The organism is Magnetospirillum molischianum DSM 120 (assembly GCF_000294655.1).
Classification (GTDB): Bacteria; Pseudomonadota; Alphaproteobacteria; order Rhodospirillales; family Magnetospirillaceae; genus Phaeospirillum; species Phaeospirillum molischianum.
Genome location: NZ_CAHP01000030.1, coordinates 1 through 18,280 on the forward strand (window position 1 = coordinate 1; position 18,280 = coordinate 18,280).

At 64.9% G+C, this 18,280-nt stretch carries 20 protein-coding genes and 1 pseudogene; 4 read left to right on the plus strand and 17 right to left on the minus strand.

The genetic code is table 11. The annotated features are described in order from the left end of the window. A partial coding sequence (locus PHAMO_RS12940; RefSeq protein ID WP_040567185.1) for an IS66 family transposase occupies window positions 1-397 on the plus strand: 397 nt, incomplete at its 5' end. A gap of 120 nt (window positions 398-517) precedes the next feature. Here PHAMO_RS12940 and PHAMO_RS12945 read toward each other — a convergent pair. The 13 genes and pseudogenes from PHAMO_RS12945 to PHAMO_RS20470 all read right to left on the minus strand — a co-directional run. Further along, the gene (locus PHAMO_RS12945) at window positions 518-856 is read right to left on the minus strand and encodes a hypothetical protein (protein WP_002729958.1); all 339 of its coding nucleotides are present in this window, start codon (window positions 854-856) and stop codon (window positions 518-520) included. A 221-nt stretch (window positions 857-1,077) separates the two neighbouring features. Further along, window positions 1,078-1,656: a lytic transglycosylase domain-containing protein gene (locus PHAMO_RS12950; protein ID WP_002729959.1), complete on the minus strand. Its 579-nt coding sequence runs from the start codon at window positions 1,654-1,656 to the stop codon at window positions 1,078-1,080. Next, a complete protein-coding gene (gene traF / locus PHAMO_RS12955; RefSeq protein ID WP_002729961.1) occupies window positions 1,653-2,204 on the minus strand; it encodes a conjugative transfer signal peptidase TraF in 552 nt (183 codons plus the stop codon). Before traF ends, PHAMO_RS12950 begins: the two co-directional genes overlap by 4 nt. Continuing rightward, a complete protein-coding gene (locus PHAMO_RS12960) occupies window positions 2,201-2,449 on the minus strand; it encodes a helix-turn-helix transcriptional regulator (protein ID WP_002729964.1) in 249 nt (82 codons plus the stop codon). The genes traF and PHAMO_RS12960 overlap by 4 nt, the downstream gene beginning before the upstream one ends. A 185-nt stretch (window positions 2,450-2,634) precedes the next feature. Further along, entirely contained in the window at window positions 2,635-2,967 is a 333-nt protein-coding gene (locus PHAMO_RS12965) for a DUF736 domain-containing protein (RefSeq protein WP_002729966.1), read from the minus strand. Window positions 2,968-3,798: 831 nt separating this feature from the next. Then, a complete protein-coding gene (locus tag PHAMO_RS12975) occupies window positions 3,799-5,193 on the minus strand; it encodes a DUF6035 family protein (RefSeq protein WP_002729969.1) in 1,395 nt (464 codons plus the stop codon). Between the two features lie 43 nt (window positions 5,194-5,236). Next, on the minus strand, window positions 5,237-7,015 hold the full coding sequence (locus PHAMO_RS12980) for an ATP-binding protein (RefSeq protein WP_002729970.1): 1,779 nt from the start codon (window positions 7,013-7,015) through the stop codon (window positions 5,237-5,239). 8 nt (window positions 7,016-7,023) lie between these two features. Further along, complete coding sequence (locus PHAMO_RS12985) at window positions 7,024-8,052, minus strand: DUF2493 domain-containing protein (protein ID WP_002729971.1); 1,029 nt, start codon at window positions 8,050-8,052, stop codon at window positions 7,024-7,026. Between the two features lie 310 nt (window positions 8,053-8,362). Next, window positions 8,363-9,370: a DUF7146 domain-containing protein gene (locus PHAMO_RS12990; RefSeq protein WP_002729973.1), complete on the minus strand. Its 1,008-nt coding sequence runs from the start codon at window positions 9,368-9,370 to the stop codon at window positions 8,363-8,365. A gap of 63 nt (window positions 9,371-9,433) precedes the next feature. Then, window positions 9,434-11,422: a ParB/RepB/Spo0J family partition protein gene (locus tag PHAMO_RS12995; RefSeq protein WP_002729974.1), complete on the minus strand. Its 1,989-nt coding sequence runs from the start codon at window positions 11,420-11,422 to the stop codon at window positions 9,434-9,436. A 132-nt stretch (window positions 11,423-11,554) separates the two neighbouring features. Then, on the minus strand, window positions 11,555-12,043 hold the full coding sequence (locus PHAMO_RS13000) for a thermonuclease family protein (RefSeq protein ID WP_235720843.1): 489 nt from the start codon (window positions 12,041-12,043) through the stop codon (window positions 11,555-11,557). After that, the gene (locus tag PHAMO_RS13005) at window positions 12,043-12,573 is read right to left on the minus strand and encodes an ArdC family protein (protein ID WP_456085341.1); all 531 of its coding nucleotides are present in this window, start codon (window positions 12,571-12,573) and stop codon (window positions 12,043-12,045) included. Before PHAMO_RS13005 ends, PHAMO_RS13000 begins: the two co-directional genes overlap by 1 nt. Before the next feature lie 6 nt (window positions 12,574-12,579). Then, window positions 12,580-12,684: pseudogene (locus PHAMO_RS20470) on the minus strand (antirestriction protein ArdC); the annotation flags it as partial. A gap of 32 nt (window positions 12,685-12,716) precedes the next feature. Between PHAMO_RS20470 and PHAMO_RS13010 the strand changes: the two are divergent. Together PHAMO_RS13010 and PHAMO_RS20210 are read left to right on the plus strand one after the other, a co-directional pair. Beyond that, window positions 12,717-12,929, plus strand: a complete 213-nt coding sequence (locus PHAMO_RS13010) for a hypothetical protein (protein ID WP_002729979.1) — start codon at window positions 12,717-12,719, stop codon at window positions 12,927-12,929. 10 nt (window positions 12,930-12,939) lie between these two features. Continuing rightward, complete coding sequence (locus PHAMO_RS20210; RefSeq protein WP_268869802.1) at window positions 12,940-13,062, plus strand: hypothetical protein; 123 nt, start codon at window positions 12,940-12,942, stop codon at window positions 13,060-13,062. A 1,015-nt stretch (window positions 13,063-14,077) separates the two neighbouring features. On the opposite strand, the gene PHAMO_RS13015 is transcribed toward PHAMO_RS20210, so the two are convergent. Then, on the minus strand, window positions 14,078-14,311 hold the full coding sequence (locus tag PHAMO_RS13015; RefSeq protein ID WP_002729983.1) for a hypothetical protein: 234 nt from the start codon (window positions 14,309-14,311) through the stop codon (window positions 14,078-14,080). A 119-nt stretch (window positions 14,312-14,430) separates the two neighbouring features. Between PHAMO_RS13015 and PHAMO_RS19065 the strand changes: the two genes are divergently transcribed. Further along, window positions 14,431-15,203, plus strand: a protein-coding gene (locus PHAMO_RS19065; protein WP_407635475.1) for an IS5 family transposase whose coding sequence is annotated in 2 segments (ribosomal slippage) — window positions 14,431-14,785 and window positions 14,785-15,203 — 774 coding nt in all. Because the reading frame shifts where the segments join, the coding sequence is not laid out codon by codon here. Window positions 15,204-15,263: 60 nt separating this feature from the next. On the opposite strand, the gene PHAMO_RS13030 is transcribed toward PHAMO_RS19065, so the two are convergent. The 3 genes from PHAMO_RS13030 to PHAMO_RS13045 all read right to left on the minus strand — a co-directional run. After that, window positions 15,264-15,854 (minus strand): response regulator transcription factor, encoded by a 591-nt coding sequence (locus PHAMO_RS13030; RefSeq protein ID WP_002729986.1) that lies wholly within the window; start codon window positions 15,852-15,854, stop codon window positions 15,264-15,266. A 715-nt stretch (window positions 15,855-16,569) separates the two neighbouring features. After that, the gene (locus tag PHAMO_RS13040) at window positions 16,570-16,842 is read right to left on the minus strand and encodes a DUF6880 family protein (protein WP_002729992.1); all 273 of its coding nucleotides are present in this window, start codon (window positions 16,840-16,842) and stop codon (window positions 16,570-16,572) included. Between the two features lie 153 nt (window positions 16,843-16,995). Continuing rightward, a partial coding sequence (locus tag PHAMO_RS13045; protein WP_040567191.1) for an IS5 family transposase occupies window positions 16,996-18,280 on the minus strand: 1,285 nt, incomplete at its 5' end.

Consider the following 18,280-nt stretch of genomic DNA (forward strand, 5'->3'; position numbering starts at 1 on the left):
GCTCATTCTGGAATTGCGCCTCTGGCTCGATACCCAACTGCCCCTTGTGCCGGCACAGAGCCCCCTTGCCGACGCTATTCGTTATGCCCTCGCACGCTGGCCGGCGCTGACCCGATTCCTTGATGACGGCCGCATCGAACTCGACACCAATCCGGTCGAGCGCGCCATTCGTCCCGTCGCCTTGGGACGCAAAAATCATCTCTTCGCCGGGTCCGAGGGCGGAGGCGGACGTTGGGCCATCCTCGGCTCGCTCATCGAGACCTGCAAAATGAACGACGTCGAACCCTATGCCTATCTCGCCGACATATTGACCCGCATGCTCAATGGGCATCCCGTCAACCGGCTCGACAAACTGCTGCCATGGGCATGGAAAGCCGCGCAGAACGTCAATACCTGATCCCGTGTCCAGACCACACGCTTACAAACCCTGGTTCCCCCTGTCCCATCTGCGCTGTCCTACGCTCTCTTCTGCAGGCCGAGACTCGGACCAAGGGCCGGAAAACCGGCCCGGCAAGGGTCACCCCCCGCCGTCCAGGAACGCCTGTTCGGCGTCCTCGAAGCGATCGAAATGACGCTGCTTCAGCATCGCTCGGACGCGCCGGTTGGCATCGACGAGGCAGGTCGCAACGATGTAACGGCTGCGGAAATAGCCGATGATGCGGACGATTCCGGCGTCGAAATCCTCGTCCTCAAAGCCGTCCCAGGCCCCGAGATTGCGTTCGGCGAAGCGGCTGTCCCAGGCGAAATCGGCAGCTTCCGCGGCGATGATGTCGGCGATGACATCGGTGCCGAATTCCTCGGCCAGCGCCGGAAAACGATCGAATTCGGCGTGCGGATGAACGAAGGTCTGCGACATGGCACCCTCCTGAAATGATGTCCTCCTGAGCGAGGACACCTCCCGGGAGCAGCCGGAGACGCACCGGTCAGGGACGCCACAGGCGCCGCGCAGCGGGGCGTGGGGGAGCCAAAATGCGCCCGCATTTTGGGGGTACCGCGCATCCTTGACCGGCGCGTCGCCCTGGCTGGTAGGATAAAAAGGCCGAGACGAGGCCCCTGCTTCCGATTGGAGTCCGCCGCTCATTTCTGGCTGCCCGAACCATTGGTCAGCGTCACGAACAGGCCCCCCGATGGCAGCGTCAATGTCCCCATGGTGGACGCGTGCAACGGAACGAACAGACGAGTTCCCGAAAGCGGCACTGGTCGGCCTTCGGCGATGGTGGCGAGGTAAATCCGAGTCTCGGCGGGCAAGGGTCGGCCGCGCAAACTCTGCTCGTATCGCCCCGGCCCGGCATTGTAGGCGGCGAACATCCCGGTCTGGCCGAAGCGGTCGAACATCGCCCGTAGATAGGCGGTGCCGGCCAGGATGTTGTCGCGCGGATCGGCCGGATCGGGACCAAGACCGTGGGCATCGCGCATCTCGCGATAGGTGTCACGCATCAACTGCATCAGCCCGATCGCCCCGGCGCGCGAGGTAATCGGACGGCCAACGCGCTCGGCCCGGCCTCCGCTTTCCGCCTGGATCACCGAACGAATCCACGTTTCGGGAATGGCAAAGCGGCGCGATGCTTCGGCGATTTCAGCGTCCCAGCGCTCCCGTTCCGATGCAGTCAAACCAGTCGGCACCAGGACCAGGGCGAGGAGAGTCGCGAGGGTCATTCGGTCCATAACGGCACCAGGAGTCCGAGGACATTGGAACGTGGGATCGGGCCGAAATAGCGACCGTCGAAGGATGTGGCAACATCGCCGGTCAGCAAGAAAACCATGTCCGCATCGAGATGACGGCAGCCGGTCCAGGTGGGCAGGGAACGGTCCCAGCGATCCTGGCGCAGACGAATAGCGACCGGCTGGCCGTTGACGAGAATGGTGTCACCCTCGGCGCAGATCAGGTCGCCACTGACCCCGCCGACCGTCTTCACCAGCGGCACGGTTTCCGGCAGATAGCCTCGTTCCGCCGCCAGTCGGCGCATCGGATCGGGCAGGCGGGCCAGCACCCTGTCGCCACGATGAATCGGCGAGGACGGCATCAGCCGATACAAGCCGATCGGGGCACTGGCGGTATTGTTCCACACCAGCCCGGGCGCCGTTCGGCCGAGCTTGGCGAGGCCGAGGCAGACGAGCCCGGCCAGGGCCAGGGCGAGGATGCGACGCGGGCGGCACTGCCCGCGCCGGCGCCCCCCGATACGAAAAAGCCGGGGGCCGATCATCGCCGTGTCCCCCGGATTCCAGCGTCGGAGGTCGAGGCCTTGCCGTGGCCGCGCGACCAATCGTCAAGGTCGTCGATGTGGTAACGGACATAGCGACCATGCTTGCGAAAGCGCGGTCCGTCGCCGGTGGTGCGCATCTTTTCCAGCGTCCGCCGCGACAGGCCGATGTAATGGGCGGCCTGGTCGGTGTTGAGAAACGGGCTGCCTTTCCTGGCGTTGGCGGCTCGAAGAATCTCGTCATCCATCGCGTTTCCTCCTTGAATCTGGGTCCCGGCGGCGACGGCGCAGCTCGCCTGATCCGGGGCAAGGATGGACGGGATAAGACGGTCGGCGGGACGCTCGAAAACCGCCCCCCCTTGTTTTCGATCATCCGCCGCAACACCGGAAAAGCCCCGCCACGGCGATCCGCGGCGGGGCTGTTTGGGGGGGCTTACCGGTCGCGCGGCTCCCAGAGGGCGATGTGAGTGATGCCCTCGTCGGTGGGGCGTTCGAGCTTGACCAGCCGGGCCCGGACCCAGTTCGGACCGAATTCCGGGGCACCGATCTTGAGGTTCAGATAGGTCTCGCCGCTCGACTTGGCGACCTGGCTCCAGGCGGCACCGACCTCGTAACGCTGGCCGGCATAGACCCGGTGATCGGGGGCGTGCTCGGAGACTTTCTCGGTCGGAACGATGGTCAGCGCGGCGGTGATGTTGAGGGTCTTGAGGGTGCCGGTGAAGCTGCCGTCGTCGAGCTTGGTGAAGGTGCCGAGGGTGATGGCCATGATCGTTCTCCTTGCCGGTGTGTCGCAGGACCGTCCCTGCGATGGCTCGCGCCAGGAGCCCGCCAGCCACCCCCGCCCACCGCGCCGTGGCGCGGCCGGACCGCAGGGGAGGACCGGGGAGACGGGAGAATTTGCAGCGCAGCGGCCGCGAGGAGGCCGGCGTGCCGGCCGGGGAAATTCTTCCGGCGGACCGGTTGGACGGGGGCTGCGCGGGATCCAGCGCTTGGAGAGACATGCAAGGGACGGCCTCGCGCATACCGGAGCCGAGGAGACAATGGCCCGTCGCCTACGCCTTCATCCCAGGCTTGATGGAGGGAAACCGGCATCCGGGACCCGGGGCAACCGCCCGCCTCCCCTTTCCGGCCGAGGGTCACAGCGACCGCCCGAGATCACTTGTCGTCATGGGCAATGTGGGGACAGAGACGCTGGGCCAGGATAATTCCGAAGCGAGCGACCAGTCTGATCCGTGCTGTCGGCGCGCCGAGAATCGAACCATGGGCGACGGCCTGGGCATCAGAAACGAACGCCAGATGAGGGACAAATCCTTCGAAGCCGGGAGAGAAACCCGCGCCGATAGGGCCCCCATCATCCCCTGCGAATCGGCGTGGCGGATCAGTCTGGACTCGATGCCGCGATCGAAATCACGGCCGGGTGCGGAGCCGGAAATACCGTCCAGCTTGGCCGCCAGCAGGCTGTTTCTGCGTCAGGGATTGAAGCCCGAAGGGCCGAGACGCCGCAGGTCGGCTCGGTTTACGAAAGCCCGGCGCGCGGAATTCCCCGCGCGGACGCCATCATTAATATGGCCGCGTTAACTTTTATTTTTAAATGACACTACCCTCTGATTTTGTCAGCTATTTCCGGAAAAAAGTAACGCAAGGTCGGAGCGTATGGAAGATCAGAGAAATGGGCTTCTCGATCTGCGGCAACACGATCTCGGAAGCCTGTCTTTCGCTCTCTCCAACTGCCCTTCGCATCCTCTATCTCAATGGTCATTTCCGTTCCATAGGCCTTGAGCGCGAAGCAGAACGGAATGAGAAGATCGTCATGGCTTTCCGCGACCTGATGAGCGACCTGCAGCAACTTGCCGTACTTGTAACCCGCCGGGCGGCCCAGCTTCGCGCTGAGGAGGACAGCGACGGCGGTCACGAAAACGGGTTCCCGGTCGGGGTCCCGAGGAAGCGCCACCCCACGCTCCGCGGCCTTCCGGACCGTCACCTCCCACTCCACGAGAGCACGCCGGTCCAGGCCCCGACGGATGCCCTTCTCCGTCCAATATGCGAACACTTCGGCGCGGAGTTCCTCCTCCTGCCTTTCAGCCTGCCTCCGGGCAACCTCCCGCAGGGTCTCGGCGTCCTTTGCGTCGAAATCGAAGAGGTAAATCCGCTGTCCATCCCGGTCGAGGGTAAGCTCGTCGAACCCGACGATCTCCTCGCGCCATCGTTCGGCCCGAACCTCGCCATTGAGATAGGGCTCTCTGTAGTGGCAGCGTACCATGAACCGTCCAGTCGACTTCGACCGTCTCCACGTCTCAGCGTCAATCACAAGGATGTTCGAGTTGTTCGAAAACAGGACGTCGTCCTCGGTCATTCGGCGGTATGCCGGGTCGAAGCGCCGGAGCACCCAGACCAGCAATGCCCCGTCGTCGAGGTAGAACGCCCGTCGACCTCTGACCACATCGAGGAAGGTCGTGGTCAGTTGCGCCTCGAACGCGATCCGCAGATCACCGAGAGTCGCCTGGACGTCGGGACGCCGGAGTCCCTTTCCGCCTTTGGACCGCCATGTGGTCTCGACTGCCACACAGGAGAACCTGCCGTCCGCCGTGAGGCTCTCTGCGATGCGGGCCTTCGTGAGCTTGTGGGCGTCGCTTTCCCGGGCGCCATTGTATTTCATCGCCCTGATGGTGTCGTTGTCCAACCCGGACCTCGTCACGGCCGGGCATGAGCCGTCCTCTGTAACATGCTTGAAGAAGAAGCGCTTCTGCGGGGATGCCGAAAGACGCACCGCCACGCCGCAAATGGGGCAGACCAAACGGGGGCGACCTTCGCGGATGGCGTCCGAGATGACGTCTCTCAGCCCGCCGACCAAACGGTCATAACGGCGTCCACCGATCAGGCGGCGGCTGTCGTGTTCGATTCCGGTGCGAAGGCTGAGGACTTTCGGGATCTCCGGGTCGTCAACCGCGACTGCGGGTTCGGCCGGGTCGCACGTCACGTTTCCGGAGGCCATCAGATACTCCCCGACCCGCCTGGAGATGGAAACCGAAGCATGGTCAACCTGTTCCTAGCGTCTCGATGAGCCACTCCAGTTCGCTGCGAGCCGACGAAATGACCGCCGAGTAGGACTGGATAGTGACGTTGGGAGGGAGGTTCCGAACATCCAAAGACGCCACTCGCCCTTTGCCCACCATCATGATGTCTATGGAAGCGTTCGACGGAAGTTGGGCGGACAGGTCGTCCCTGTATTTCTCCGCTTGAGCGACGTCGTCGCGGTTGATCGGGTGCGACGGCCGCTTGAACTCGATAAGGAGATAGGCGCCGGGGAAGCCCTGCGACAGCAGCAGGTCGGGGCGTTTGGCGGCCCGGCTCCCATTGAACCGCGTGTCACAATACGTCTCCACTACGCGCTTCAAGGTCGAGTTGGACGACATCACTGAGTAGTCGCGGCCCAAAACCCACAGACTCTTCTCAAGGGCTTTGTGGACGTCCTTTTCAAGGGTAGCTGGCTTCCCCACCAATTGATCGAGGTAATCCAGGAAGGAGAGCCTTCGGGTTGCCTGCTGCCCCATGGTCGAGAGTTCGACGAGGCCGAACCGCTCCAGGGATTCGGCGAAGGAGTGGACGTCTCCCTGGCTCGATGCCCCGATCGCCTCAAGCACAGCCCAGTAGGCGTCATGTTCCATCGCATCCAACGCCACGTCCGCGATCACCGCGATCCGCTCCTCGCTTTCCTGATAGAAGCGCTTGAGGATGCGGTCCAAAGCATCGCGGGCAAACTGCCGGCGGTTCTCCGGGAGTTGCTGGAGACGCTCGTTGATGCGTTTCTGAAGGCGGGCCTTTTGGAGGCTCATCTCCCTGGCGTGGGCGGCCTTGAGCTCCTTCTTGACCTTGTCGGCGACGAAGGCCCGTATCTCCTGGAAAGCCTTGCTGTTCTCCACCATGCTTCCCCAGTCGGCGGTAACCAAGTCCTCCAGGTCGGTGAGTTCGACCTCTCCGTAGACCTTCCGCACGAGCTTGGCCGGGATTTCCTCGTCTTCCTCCAGGCCAAACAGTTGCGGCCTTCCCACGGCCTTGCCGTTGACCTTGAGAATGATGCCGGGCGATCGCGGAGACTTCTTGCCGGACGCCACCGTGAAATGCAGCGTGACTGGGCCCGCCGCCGGCAAGGTATCGCTTATCCGCTCCGTCTTGCCGGGGACGTTCTCGACGGACAGCGGGACGCCGTTTACGTGGACCTTGAAGCCGTCCTCGCGGCCGTATTCGTAGATGAGAACTTCCCGCAGCCTTTCCGGCGTAGGAAAATTGATGCGGCAATCCAAACCCGAGAGCGTCACCGTGGTGCCCTTGTCGCCTTCTGGGGAGGGCGCCTCCGCGAAGGACAGGGGGACCGTTTCAAGATCGGCACTGTTCTCCGTCAGTTCCTTCTTGTCTATCACCAGCGAGCATCTGCGGCCTCGCGCCACCGTCTCGACTTCCATCCGACCTGCGAGCGCGAGGCCCGCGAATTTTCCGATGCCTTTCCGCCCCTTGACCCGACGCTTGTGCAGCGGAGTCCGCTCGCCCGCCCGTGCCCTCTTGTCTCCGGCAATGTTGAGATACTCGCCGCGCATCTCGACAGCGGTCATGCCCGAGCCGTCATCCCGCACGACCACAGGCTCGGTGGTGAACATTGAAGGCAACGAGATCCAGACGTTCGACGCGTCGGCGTCCCACGCGTTGTCGACCAGTTCCTTCAAGGCCACTTCACTGGATCGATACGCCTCGCCCAGCAGCCTCGTCAGTCGAGTGCTGACAGAAAAATGTGCGTTATCACCCATATAGATTGACGCCATACAGGACTCTAACAATTAGAGAGCGACGGTATCAGGTTTAGGTTCCGCGAACCATACCTGATGATCAGACCTTTCTGGCTACAGAGTCCTCGCCCGCAAACTTCCACACCGGGATGCCGAGCTTGCGGGCCTTGTCGACGAGATTGTCGCTGATGCCGGAGCCGGGGAAGGCGATCAGGCCGATCGGCAGCACCTCGAGCATCTGGTCGTTGCGCTTGAAGGGGGGCGGCGTTCTTGTGCCGGGTCCAGTCCGGCTTGAACACCACCTGCGCCACCTTGCGCGAGTCGGCCCAGCAGGCGGCGATCCGCTCGGCGCCTTTCGGACTGCCGCCGTGCAGCAGCACCATGTCGGGATGCTTGGTCCGGACGCGGTCGAGCACGTCCCAGATGCGGCGGTGGTCATTGCATTCGGCCCCGCCGGTGAAGGCGATCCGGGCCCCCGGAGGTAACAGCAGCTGGGTGTCGGCACGGTGGCGGGCGGCGATAAAGTCCCGGCTGTCGATCACTGCGGCGGTGAGGGCACGATGGTTGACCATCGAGCCGACGCGCGGCCGCCAGGCTGAGCCGGTGACCGCCTCGTAGCGCTCGGCGGCGGTGTCGCGGAAGAACTCGAAGGCATTGCGGCGCTCGATCAGACCGAGGCCCTGTTCGATCAGCCGCTCCAGTTCGACCGAGCGCACCTCCGAGCCGTTCTGTTCCAGTCGGGAGCGGTTCTGCGCCTGTTCGTTGGCGTCGAGATCGCGTTCGAGCCGGTCGATCTTGCGGTGGAAGATCGCGGCGAAGGACCACAGCAGGTCGGCGAGATCGTCCTCGAGCCGGGTGTCGGCCAGCAGGGCGGCGAGGGAGTCGATGATGCCGGCGAGTTCGCCCCGCACCATCTCGGGCTCGGGCAGCGGACGGGGATCGGGCTCGTCCTGGCCGGGGCGATAGCCGTAGAGGGTCAATTCGTCGAGCAGGCTGGCGGTGGCGGAGTGGGCGTGAGCTTCCGGTTCGGTTTCGGGATCGGGATCAAGAAACGGGAGGGAGGTGGGGATCATGGCGGGCTCCTCGTCGCTGGGACCGCGCCCATCGCGTCCTTCACGGGGATCGCCGGCCAGGGCTGGAACCGGGGGCGCACCCGCAGGGCCGAAGCCAACGGCGGAGGAGGATGGCCCGCGCTTTCTTGCCACGCGAGGAGGCCGCAGGCCGGGGAAGAAAGCAAGCGGGACGGTCCTTGCGCACCCGGTCCGCGCCCTGGCAGATCCCCCGCACGGGAAGGCCGTGGGCTGCGGCTCCAGACGTAACGGGGTGCCCACGAGTCCCCCCTGTCCGTTTTGCTCAGCCCGGAGACCGGACACACGCCCCCGATCAGCCCCGGCCGCGATGACCGAAGACCCGCTGCGCATCGTCCGGGACGAGTTGCCCGACCAGATGCCCCCGGAGCCAATCGGGGCCGAAGCGCAGCAGATCGGCGTTGAAATCCTCGCCCCACGGCAGCAGCGGCCGGACCTCGAGCCCCTGCTGGGCGGCCCCGCGCGCGATCAGCCGCGCCACCGCCTTGCGACCGGCGGAATCGTTGTCCCGGGCGACATACAGGCGGACCAAACCGGGCGGGAAAGCGAAGGCGGCGAGGTGGTTGGCGGACAGAGCGGCGACGACCGGCAGGGTGGGCAGAGCCGAACGCACCGCCAGCATGGTTTCGATCCCCTCCCCCGCCGCCAGCAGGTCGGTGACGGAACCGAAACGGACGGCGTTGCCGAGCAGATGACCGAGCGCCCGGCGCGGGGTGGCAAGCGGGGCTTTGGCCGGCCGGTCGCGGTCGAGCCAGGTCCGCTGCAGCCCGGTGATCCGGCCCGCGTCATCGGTGACGGCGGCGAGCAGCGCCGGCCAGCTCTGACGAGGGGCGTCGGGATGGGGACGGTACCACAGCACCGGATGGAAGCGCAGGGCGGGCAGATCGAGCCGGCCGGTGATGCCGCGCGCCCGCAGATAGGCCTCGGCCAGGGTGCCGGGCAACGGATGTCCCTGGCAAAACAGCCGCCGCGCCGCGTCGGACGATCCCGAGGCCAGCGACGGATGACGCTGGAAAACCTGCGGCAGAGCCAGAAAGGCACGGGCCTCGTCGCGGGCGGACACAGGATCGAGGCCCTGGTTGAGGGCGATCAGGTCGAGCAGGTCGCCGTGCTCTCCGGTCGATGCGTCGGTCCATTTGCCGGCGCGATCGCCGGTCAACCGGACATAAAGGCTGCGGCCCGGATGGTTGAGGACGTCGCCGACGCACCACCACGCCCCCTGACGGCGGCCCCGGGAGAGATAAACACGGCATACCGTCTCGGCCCGTTCTGCGAGCGAGCGGGCCAGATCAGACACCGACATGACGTACCTCCCGCGGACAGAACAGAAGCCCGGCACGGATGGCCGGGCTTCCGCAAAGGAGGATCAGGCGGCGACCTGGGCCAGATCGTCGGGGGCACTTTCCGGCTCGGATTCGATCTCCGGGGCCCGCAGGATGTCGGGCAGCCAGCCGCTACCGGCCAGCAGGCGCTCGGCCTCGCGGGCCATGTCCGGTTTCTTCAGGTGATCGATCAACTGGGCGGCCTCCGCGCCCTTGGCCTCGCACACCGCGTCGAGGATGCGGGCCTTGGTGACCCGGCCGAGATAGGTGTCGACGGTCGGCACCCAGCCCGCCGCCGCCATGTCGAGTTCCACCGCCCGGGCGAGACGGTCGGCATGGTCGAGGGCGCGGCCACGCCGGGTCCAGGGCTCGCGCACGGCGTTGACGGTCAGCGCGGCGCAATGGGCGAACAACGCCCCCTGGCTGTCACCGTCGAACCCGGTCAGCGTGTCCCACAGATCGGCGGGATCGGCCGGCAACTGCCCCAGCCAGGTCTGGTGACGGGCGTTGATCGCCTTGGCCGGCGCGGTGTCGGCCAGACCGGGCGGCTGGACGGTGAAAGCCGGGCTGTGGGCGGTGATGTCGAGGGCGGAATCCGCGCCGCTGCGATAGAAGGCCTGCAGGCACAGCACATGCAGCACGGCGAGGAAGGCGACGTCCGGAGCGCGGACCAGGGCATCGCGCAGGGCCAGGGTCCGGTGCGCGGTCAGCTCGGCGACCAGACGGTCGGGCAGCGGCTTCAGCCCCTCATCCTCCTCCGGCGGTTCGGCGACCGGATCAACCTGCGGCGTGGTCGCATCCACCGTCGCCACCGGAATCGTGGCGACCGCCTCGACAGAAGGCAACGGTTCGGCGGACCGCTCGTCCTCGGGCCGTACATAGCCGCGATCGACCCGCAGGTCGCCCTCGGCGTCGATGCTGACGAACACCCCAGCGCGGAGGATCTCGGCCGGATCGAACGACAGCGGCCGGTCGTCGAACGCGGCCAGGGCAATGCCGATCTCCTCGACCCGACGCTCGATTTCCTCCGGTACCGCGTCGGCCCCGGCATGGGCCTCGATCAGGCTGTCATACTCGGCCTGAAGCTGGTCCCGCTCCGCCTGATCCGCCTCGGTCAACGGGATCGGAGTGCCGATCAGCCGCCGCATCCGGGCGGTATGGCCATAGGGGAAATCGGAAGCAACCTCGATCCATTTCCACCCCTCGGCCCGCACGGTTTCGGCCACGGCGGCGAGTTTCTCCGCCACCAGCCGGTCGAGCAGGGCCGGGTCCTGCAGCCAGCCGCCGCCATCGGGCTCGAACAGGTCGCGCTGCACCACCCCGCCGGCAGCTTCAAAGGCCTCGATGCCGACGAAGCGGACCCGCTTGTCGGCGGCCCGCACCGTCCCCTCGGTCAGCAGCTTGCGGATATAATAGGGCTCGCGGTTATAGGCGCGGACCAGACTGTCCCACACCTGCTCCTGGCGGGCGTGGTCGGTGGTGACGGAAAACGCCATCAACTGGTCGAGCGTCAGTTGGTCCTCGGCATAGAGGTCGAGCAGCTTGGGCGACACCGCGACCAGCCGCAGACGCTGCTTCACCACCACCGGGGTGACGAAGAAGCGGGCGGCGATGTCCTCGTCGCCGAGCCCCGCCTCGCGCAGGGTCTGGAAGGCGCGGAACTGGTCGAGCGGATGCAGCGGAGCGCGCTCGAGATTCTCGGCCAGGGAATCCTCCGCCGCCAGACCGTCGGTGCGGATGACGCAGGGGACCGGGGCGGTACGAGCCAGCCGCTTCTGCTTCACCAGCATTTCGAGGGCACGGTAACGGCGGCCGCCGACCGGCACCTCGAACAGGCCGGTCTCGTTGCCGTCGCCGTCGAGGACCGGCCGGACGGTCAGGCTCTGCAGCAGGGTGCGGAGCGCGATGTCCTCGGCCAGCTCCTCGATCGATACTCCTGCCTTGATCCGGCGGACGTTGGCCTGGGACAGCACCAGCTTGTTGAAGGGAATGTCGCGGGACGTGCTGAGGGTGATTTTCGCAAGGTTTGCCATGTCGGGTCTCCGCGACGGGCCGGCCGGGAAACTCTCGCGGCCTTCCGAACCCGTCACGAATCCCCTGCCCTCCTCTCCCTCTCGATCCACCCGGACGGATATGGGGCTTCCATCTCCGGATCAGACGAACCATCAATGCGACCGCCGCCAGTCTTCCGGTGCCTCGAACCGGCCAGACCAGAGCCCCCGGCGGGCGAGACGAGCCCGCCCCTGCTCGAGGGGAAAGCCGCCGAAGCAGCCCTTGCAGGCCAACGCCCAGCCCTGCTCGACCAACCATGCATTGAGATCGGTGCCGCCGACCCGGCAGGTCGAGATCAGCCGATCCGCCGCATCCCGAGTGCGGGTCAGGCAGCCGACGGGCCGTTCGCCGATATATTGGCGCAACGCGTCGGCGGCGGCGCGACCGCACGGCCAGTCGCGGTTTTCCTTGGTCCGGCAGGTCTGGCCGAGGTCGGGAGCATCGAGACCGTAAAGCCGCAGGGTCTGACCGGCGACGATGATGGAATTTCCATCGATCACCCGGGCCGGACCGGAGAGATTGGGCTTGATCCCCGGGGTGACGGCCAACGCCACGAAGATAAGGGCGATGCCGATCACGCCGCGTCGCACCAGCGGGCCCATCACGCAGCCTCCTGACCATGGTCGCCCTCGGTCTCCGGCAGGAAACCGAGCAGATAATCGGCGGCTTTCGAAGCGGCACTGGCGGCGCGGATGATCGCCCGGTCGTCGTCGCGCAGCACCTCGATCCACGAGCCGATGTAATCGGCATGGCGGACGGTGGGAACGATGCCGAGGCTGGCGCAGGTGAAGGCGCTGGTCATTTCCGCCACCAGTTCCTCCTGGCCATACAGCTTGGAACCATAGCTGCCCGAGAGGTTGCGGTTGAGCCGAGAGGGATGACCGCTCCAATGCCCCAGCTCATGCAGTGCGGTGCGGTGCCAGTTGATCGGCTCGAAATAGGATTCAGGCCGGGGCACCTGGATGTAATCCAGCGCCGGGCTGTAATAGGCCTTGTCGCCGCCGATGCGCAGAGTTGCCCCGGTAGCCCGGATCAGCCGTTCGGCCTGAGGCAGGATCAGTCCGTCGGGGATCGGCGGCGGGACGGTCACCAAGGCCTCCGGCAATCCGTCGCACTGGTCGGTGTTGAACACGGTGAAGCGCTTGAGAAACGGGATCGACTGGGCGTCCTCGCCAGTTTCACGGGCCCGGCTGCGCGCCTCGTCGGGAACGAAGCGATCGGCATAAACCACGGTGGTGCCACGCTCGCCCTTGCGCCCCGACCCGCTGGGCGGGGATGTCTGCCGACTCCTCGGACGGCCAGGCCCGGACGGAGCGCGATGTCGCCGTCGCCATGGCGGCCGGTGGCATGGCCGGGCGTAGCGTCCCGCATATGCCGCACTCTGGCGGCAAGAAGGACGACGACGGCGACAAAAACGGCGTCAAGAACGCCGGGCCACAGAAGAGCGGCGACAAGATGCCGTTGCCCCAAATGCCGTCTGGTGAGTAGGAGGTTGACCATGGCGAGAACCAAGAAGCCCACCAAGGCCCAGATCGCGGCAGCGGAACTGCTGCCGCCCGGAGCCGTCGTCCATGAGCGGTGGGGAGCCATCCTGGCCAATCTCAAGCCGGAATGGGCCTAGCTGAAGGAGCGGCGCGCCCTTGTTCCCGGCGCCCAGCCCATCGCGTGAGCTTGGGCGTCGCGGAGCGAAACCTTCCACGCGCTGTACCGCGAGGAAGACACTGAGGCTGTGCGCTTCTACCGTCAGCACGACCCCGATGGGTGGGCGGGGTACACCACCGCGACGATGGACGGATGGCGCCCGATCATTCCGCAGCGGGACGGGGACGGCACCGTGATCCGCCCGCTTCGCCACCCCCTGTTCCCCCGCGTCCTGGCGGGGGGTGCTGGAGAATCGTGTCCGTTGTGGTTAAAGCCTGCACACCGCGTCAAGGGCTGGAGGTGCCGGATTGGATGGCGCCTGAAATAACTCGCGGCCGGAGGCATCGATCGCGTAACCGTCCCCCAAGTTGAGCCGATGGCTGCTTGGGCCACGTTATGCGCCGACCCAAGGGGAGGTGATGATGGTCGAGGGGCCGGTTTCTACGCTATTCGTCTTCCTCATCAGTGATGGTCCTGCTCATCCAAGTCGTCATTGTCTCCATCATACTCTTCCTCGTCGACCTCCTCTTCCGCAGCTTCCTCCTCTTCCGCAGCTTCCTCGTCTTCCATAGCTTCGCCGGTTTCGGCCGCCGGATACGCCTCCCCCCCCATGGACCACATTAACGATTGTAGTAGTGGTATTGAGTGGCTTGTCGTGAGGCCAATGCTCCACGACGTTAATGAAAGGTTCGGCCCTGTCAGCGGAGGCTGTCGCTAGGTTCTGAGAGGCGCTGTCGAGGTGCTTAAAGGATTTTTCTCGAACCATCATGATGGACACGAGTGGTTGAGTCTCATGCTCAGTCAGCTTTGACATGTCCTCGGCCCGCTGACGATTTCCACCCAATTCGCTCTCCATGTTGACCAGTATCTGGTCACCCTGGCGAATTTGTAGGTCAAGGGGGGTTCCATGGCATCGACTGACCGTCACATCCTCCATGCCGTCCATCTTCGCCAAGGTCTCGCGCAACCATTTAGTCTCCTTGTCTGCGGAGACATCAATGGCTGGCGGTTCGTTGGACGGCCAAGATGGAATACGGGGGATTGGTCAGAATTGCGTCCTTCACAGCCTCGATGGTGGTAAGGAGGTGAACCTCGGTGAGCACCCTCTGACGCTCGCTAGGTTCGTTAGCCAATCGCTCACTCAATTTCTGCTCGAGATTTTTCGCAACTGCCAAAACAAACTCGCTGGGGGCCTGGCTTGGGTCTGCGTATTCGTCGTCATTGCTCATCGTCGCATCCGTCGCGTCGTCTTGGGGAGAACAGGCCGACAACATAGCCCTACCGGATCGGCACCGCAACGCTACCTAGCGCCTTGGTAGTGAGTGGTGGCGGCGTCATGAGCGGCGTCATGAATAGAGGCAGATTGGGGGCTTCCGCCCCCACCCGGAAGCTGTCCCTGTTCCTGGGTCGGATGGCACCGCATTTGCCGGGCAAGGTCAGCGATCCTGGGAGGACCGGCAAGGACAACCGCCTATTCGTGGAAGCTGTGCTTTGGCTGTCTCGGACAGGGTCGCCTTGGCGCGATCTGCCCCCTCTTTTCGGCAATTGGAACAGCGTATTCGTCCGCTTCTCGCGCTGGTCCAAGGATGGGGTGTGGGATCGGCTGTTCGCCGCCATGGCGGATGATCCCGACTTCGAATACGCCATGATCGACTCGACCATCGTCCGGGCGCACCAGCATGCGGCAGGCAAAAAAGGGGGCCTGAAGCTCGCGCGATCGGCCGCTCACGCGGCGGGCTGACCACCAAGATACACGCCGTCGTCGATGCCTTGGGCAATCCGTTACGCTTTATCCTGACGCCGGGACAGGCGAGCGATTACACCCAGGCGGAGGCACTGATTGCCGGTATCCCTGCCGATTATATCCTGGGCGATAAGGGCTATGATTCAAAGGCATTACGAGATGCCATCCAAAGCCAAGGCGCCATCCCGGTCATTCCGCCGAGAAAAACATCCCCCCAGGTCGCCTGCGATTATGCCCTCTATTGCGAACGCAATCTCGTCGAGCGCTTCTTCCTCAAGATCAAGCACTTCAGGCGGATCGCCACACGCTACGAACAGACACCGAGGGCATTCTTGTCCATCCTCAGCCTCGTCAGCGCATTCATCTGGACCAAGTGAATGTCAACGCGCTCTAGACCAGCAGGACTGGAACAATGGAAAAGATCACGAACGCCGCGATCAGCTTGACCGCGAAGGAGCGAAGGCAGCAGACAAGCTCTTTACCCATGGTCCACCCGCCAACTGTAGCCGAACCCCGGATAGGCGACGATCCGGTCGAAGGCTGGATCGAGATCTCTGAACTTGCCCCGGATGCGCTTGATGGCGGCCCGCACGTTGACGCGGTAGCCATCGAGTCCGGCGCCGACCCTCGGCCCTGCCCCGACCGGCATCGTATAGCTGTCGAAAGCCGACATCGCGGCCGGCCTTGCCGGCCAAGGCCAGAACCATCGCGAATTCGGTGACGGTGAGATCGACAACTCGCCCGCGCAAAATTGCCCGGCGGCTTTTACTATCAAGGATCAGGTCCCCGATCACGATCCGGTCGTCGGCACCGGCCACGCCCGTTACGGGCACCCGCCCCAGGATGATTCGAATCCGCCGCTCAAGGATGGTGAAGCCGCGCGACTTCTCGACGAAATCCACCGCACCACCCAAGAGCGCGGCTTCCTCGAAGACCTGCTCCCCCAGCACGGTCAGGAAGATCACCGGGAGTTCGGGGCGAAGAGCCCGGAGCCGACCCAGCACCTCGATCCCGTTGAGACCGGGCATCTTCCAGTCGAGCAGAAGCAGATCTGGTCTTTCCGGTTGCCCAAAGCGGCGAGAAACGTCGTCCCCTCCTCCCAGCCCCTCACCGCGTAACCGGCACTGGTCAGATTGGCGGTGAGCGATTCGCGGAACAGCGCATCGTCATCGACCAGGGCGATCAGTGGACGAGGATCACCGGCCATGGGGCCGTCCGCTTTCGCGCAAGCGGTTGAGGCAGAGTGTTTCGGCGATGCCCCCGTCGATCTCGACGCCCAGAACCCGGAGTTTGTCGCCCACGATCTCGGGATAGAAGGAGAGATAGAAAGTGCAGGCCTTGCCGCGATATTCCTAGATCGTCGCCATCCCCCGAGCCGTCACGACCGACGGCGGCCCAAGCAAACCCTCCACATCATCAGGCGTGAGGGTTTTGAACTGCTCCATCCGCAAATCCGGAAGCGGCGGACTCACAGGACGCTTTGCCGGCGGGGTTGGACGAGGAGGTGGCGGAAGAATCGGCGACGGGACGACCGGCTCAGGAGCCGGCTCCGGTACAGGGGGCGGCGGAGTCGCGCAGGCAGCGACCATCCCGAGAATAGCCGCCACAACCAGACGATCCGGCCCCCGATGCGACATGGCGACGCCTCGGCAATATCTCACAAGGAGATACAGCTTATGCGCTTTTATTTCTTTTGGTTGTGACGCAGATCACACGGCCGCGAGAATACGCCGAAATCCTCGCTCAGCCTGCACCTTGGGCAGCGACTTGAGCCCAAAAGCTGGTCTTCCGACCATGGGACTGACGCAACGCGAGCCGGTAGGCGTCATGGGGATCGAGCCCGTCCAAATCATTGATATCCGAAACGGCGGCCGGCCCCTTGGTCCCGGCCAGGGCGGCCTTGACCCGCTTGCGGAAAGCCGGGTTGCCCTCCGCCTCCTCCAGGATCAACCGGGCGAGCACGTCCGTCCCCAGAGCGATCAGGGATTCAGGAGAAAGAGAGGTCTTGCCGGCCATGGGGTTCCGTCCCGCTCGAAATTCGAAGATCGGGCGACCTTGGCAGCGGAGACGGGACGGGGTCAAGCGCGGGTGGCGAGAGGATTCCCGCACCAAATACGCTTTCGTCCGTTACCTAGTCGTCCGTGAAAAATTCGGTTCAGCCCTCCGGGATCAGACGAGCTGAGCGTTCAGGTTGTGCCTTTCGGCCCTGAGGACGGCCCGGATCATGGACAACAAAAGCCTCAGCCAGCGGAGCAGGAGGCGGAAGTTGTGTCCGGCGCCGCAGAGGATGGCGTTGATGCGGTCGCCGCTCTTTCCCTTGAGGAAGTTCCGCCCGAGAAGGCCGTCGTTTTTCATGTGGCCGATGACGGGTTCGATGGCGCTGCGGCGGCGCAGTTCGCGGCGAATGGCGTTGGTCGGGGCCTTGTTGCCGGAGATCCAGACCTTGAAGCGATCGAGGCCGTGGCCGCGATAGCCCTTGTCGACATAGATGCGGCGGGCGGTGACGCCGGTCCAGGCTTCGGTGGCCTCGACGGCAGCCTTGAGGGTATGGCCGTCATAGGGGTTGCCGTGGCGAGCGTCGATATGCAGGACGAAGTGACCTCCGGCGGCCGGGCGGTTGGTGGTGGTGACGGTGACCTTGCAGCCGAATTCGTAGGGCTTGGCGGCCTTGCCCTTGCCGATGCATTCGACCTCGGGGGCGTGGAGGGAATAGACCTTCGGCAAGGGATCGCGGCGTTGTTGGGTCATCACCCGTTCGGCCAGCCACAGGGGGCGCTTGAAGGCGTCGGTCAGGGCCTCGTTGCCGGCGATCTTGCGGCGGATGTCGCGGATCACCCGCCCCAGATAGGTCTTCAGCCGCCGCAATTCGCGGCGCGCCCGGTTGAACTGCTTGGCGTGGGCGTAGCGGCCCTGCTTCATCGCCGCCCGCTTGCCGACGCGGGCGTAGCTCTGGCGAAGGCCGATGCCCCACTCTTGGGCCAGCGCCACCAACTTTTCCCGGGCCCGCTGCATCAGCTTGGCGTCGGTCGGGAAGGTCACCGCCTTGGGCTGAACGGTGGTATCGACCGTCACCCGCTCCATGTCTTCGGCCTGAAGAGCGCCGGCCCGGTGGGCGGCGGCCAGGCTCTCCTGCACCAGGGCCGACAGGTCATCGGCACCGATGCGCTGACGCCAGCGGGTCATCGAAGAGCGGTCCACCGGCAGGGCGTGCTGGAAGAAGGTTTCGCCGCAGAAATACTGGAAATACGGATCGCAGACCCAGCGATCGCACACCGCCTCGTCAGAGAGGCCGTACATGTGCTTGAGCAGGTGCAATCCCACCATCAGTCGGGTCGGAACACCCGGGCGCCCCGTTTCCGCGTAAAGCGGCGCGAACCGCTCGTCGAAAAAGCCCCAGGCGACCAAACCCGCCAGCCGGACCAAGTCGTGGCGCAGGTTGATGATCTGGTCGAGC

Bases quoted from the DNA above. Each gene is read 5' to 3' on its own strand.
- PHAMO_RS12945 (WP_002729958.1), bottom strand. From the start codon at position 856: ATGTCGCAGACCTTCGTTCATCCGCACGCCGAATTCGATCGTTTTCCG.
- PHAMO_RS12950 (WP_002729959.1), bottom strand. From the start codon at position 1,656: ATGACCCTCGCGACTCTCCTCGCCCTGGTCCTGGTGCCGACTGGTTTG.
- traF (WP_002729961.1), bottom strand. From the start codon at position 2,204: ATGATCGGCCCCCGGCTTTTTCGTATCGGGGGGCGCCGGCGCGGGCAG.
- PHAMO_RS12960 (WP_002729964.1), bottom strand. From the start codon at position 2,449: ATGGATGACGAGATTCTTCGAGCCGCCAACGCCAGGAAAGGCAGCCCG.
- PHAMO_RS12965 (WP_002729966.1), bottom strand. From the start codon at position 2,967: ATGGCCATCACCCTCGGCACCTTCACCAAGCTCGACGACGGCAGCTTC.
- PHAMO_RS12975 (WP_002729969.1), bottom strand. From the start codon at position 5,193: ATGGCCTCCGGAAACGTGACGTGCGACCCGGCCGAACCCGCAGTCGCG.
- PHAMO_RS12980 (WP_002729970.1), bottom strand. From the start codon at position 7,015: ATGGCGTCAATCTATATGGGTGATAACGCACATTTTTCTGTCAGCACT.
- PHAMO_RS12985 (WP_002729971.1), bottom strand. From the start codon at position 8,052: ATGATCCCCACCTCCCTCCCGTTTCTTGATCCCGATCCCGAAACCGAA.
- PHAMO_RS12990 (WP_002729973.1), bottom strand. From the start codon at position 9,370: ATGTCGGTGTCTGATCTGGCCCGCTCGCTCGCAGAACGGGCCGAGACG.
- PHAMO_RS12995 (WP_002729974.1), bottom strand. From the start codon at position 11,422: ATGGCAAACCTTGCGAAAATCACCCTCAGCACGTCCCGCGACATTCCC.
- PHAMO_RS13000 (WP_235720843.1), bottom strand. From the start codon at position 12,043: ATGGGCCCGCTGGTGCGACGCGGCGTGATCGGCATCGCCCTTATCTTC.
- PHAMO_RS13010 (WP_002729979.1), top strand. From the start codon at position 12,717: ATGTCTGCCGACTCCTCGGACGGCCAGGCCCGGACGGAGCGCGATGTC.
- PHAMO_RS20210 (WP_268869802.1), top strand. From the start codon at position 12,940: ATGGCGAGAACCAAGAAGCCCACCAAGGCCCAGATCGCGGCAGCGGAA.
- PHAMO_RS13015 (WP_002729983.1), bottom strand. From the start codon at position 14,311: ATGAGCAATGACGACGAATACGCAGACCCAAGCCAGGCCCCCAGCGAG.
- PHAMO_RS13030 (WP_002729986.1), bottom strand. From the start codon at position 15,854: ATGCCCGGTCTCAACGGGATCGAGGTGCTGGGTCGGCTCCGGGCTCTT.
- PHAMO_RS13040 (WP_002729992.1), bottom strand. From the start codon at position 16,842: ATGGCCGGCAAGACCTCTCTTTCTCCTGAATCCCTGATCGCTCTGGGG.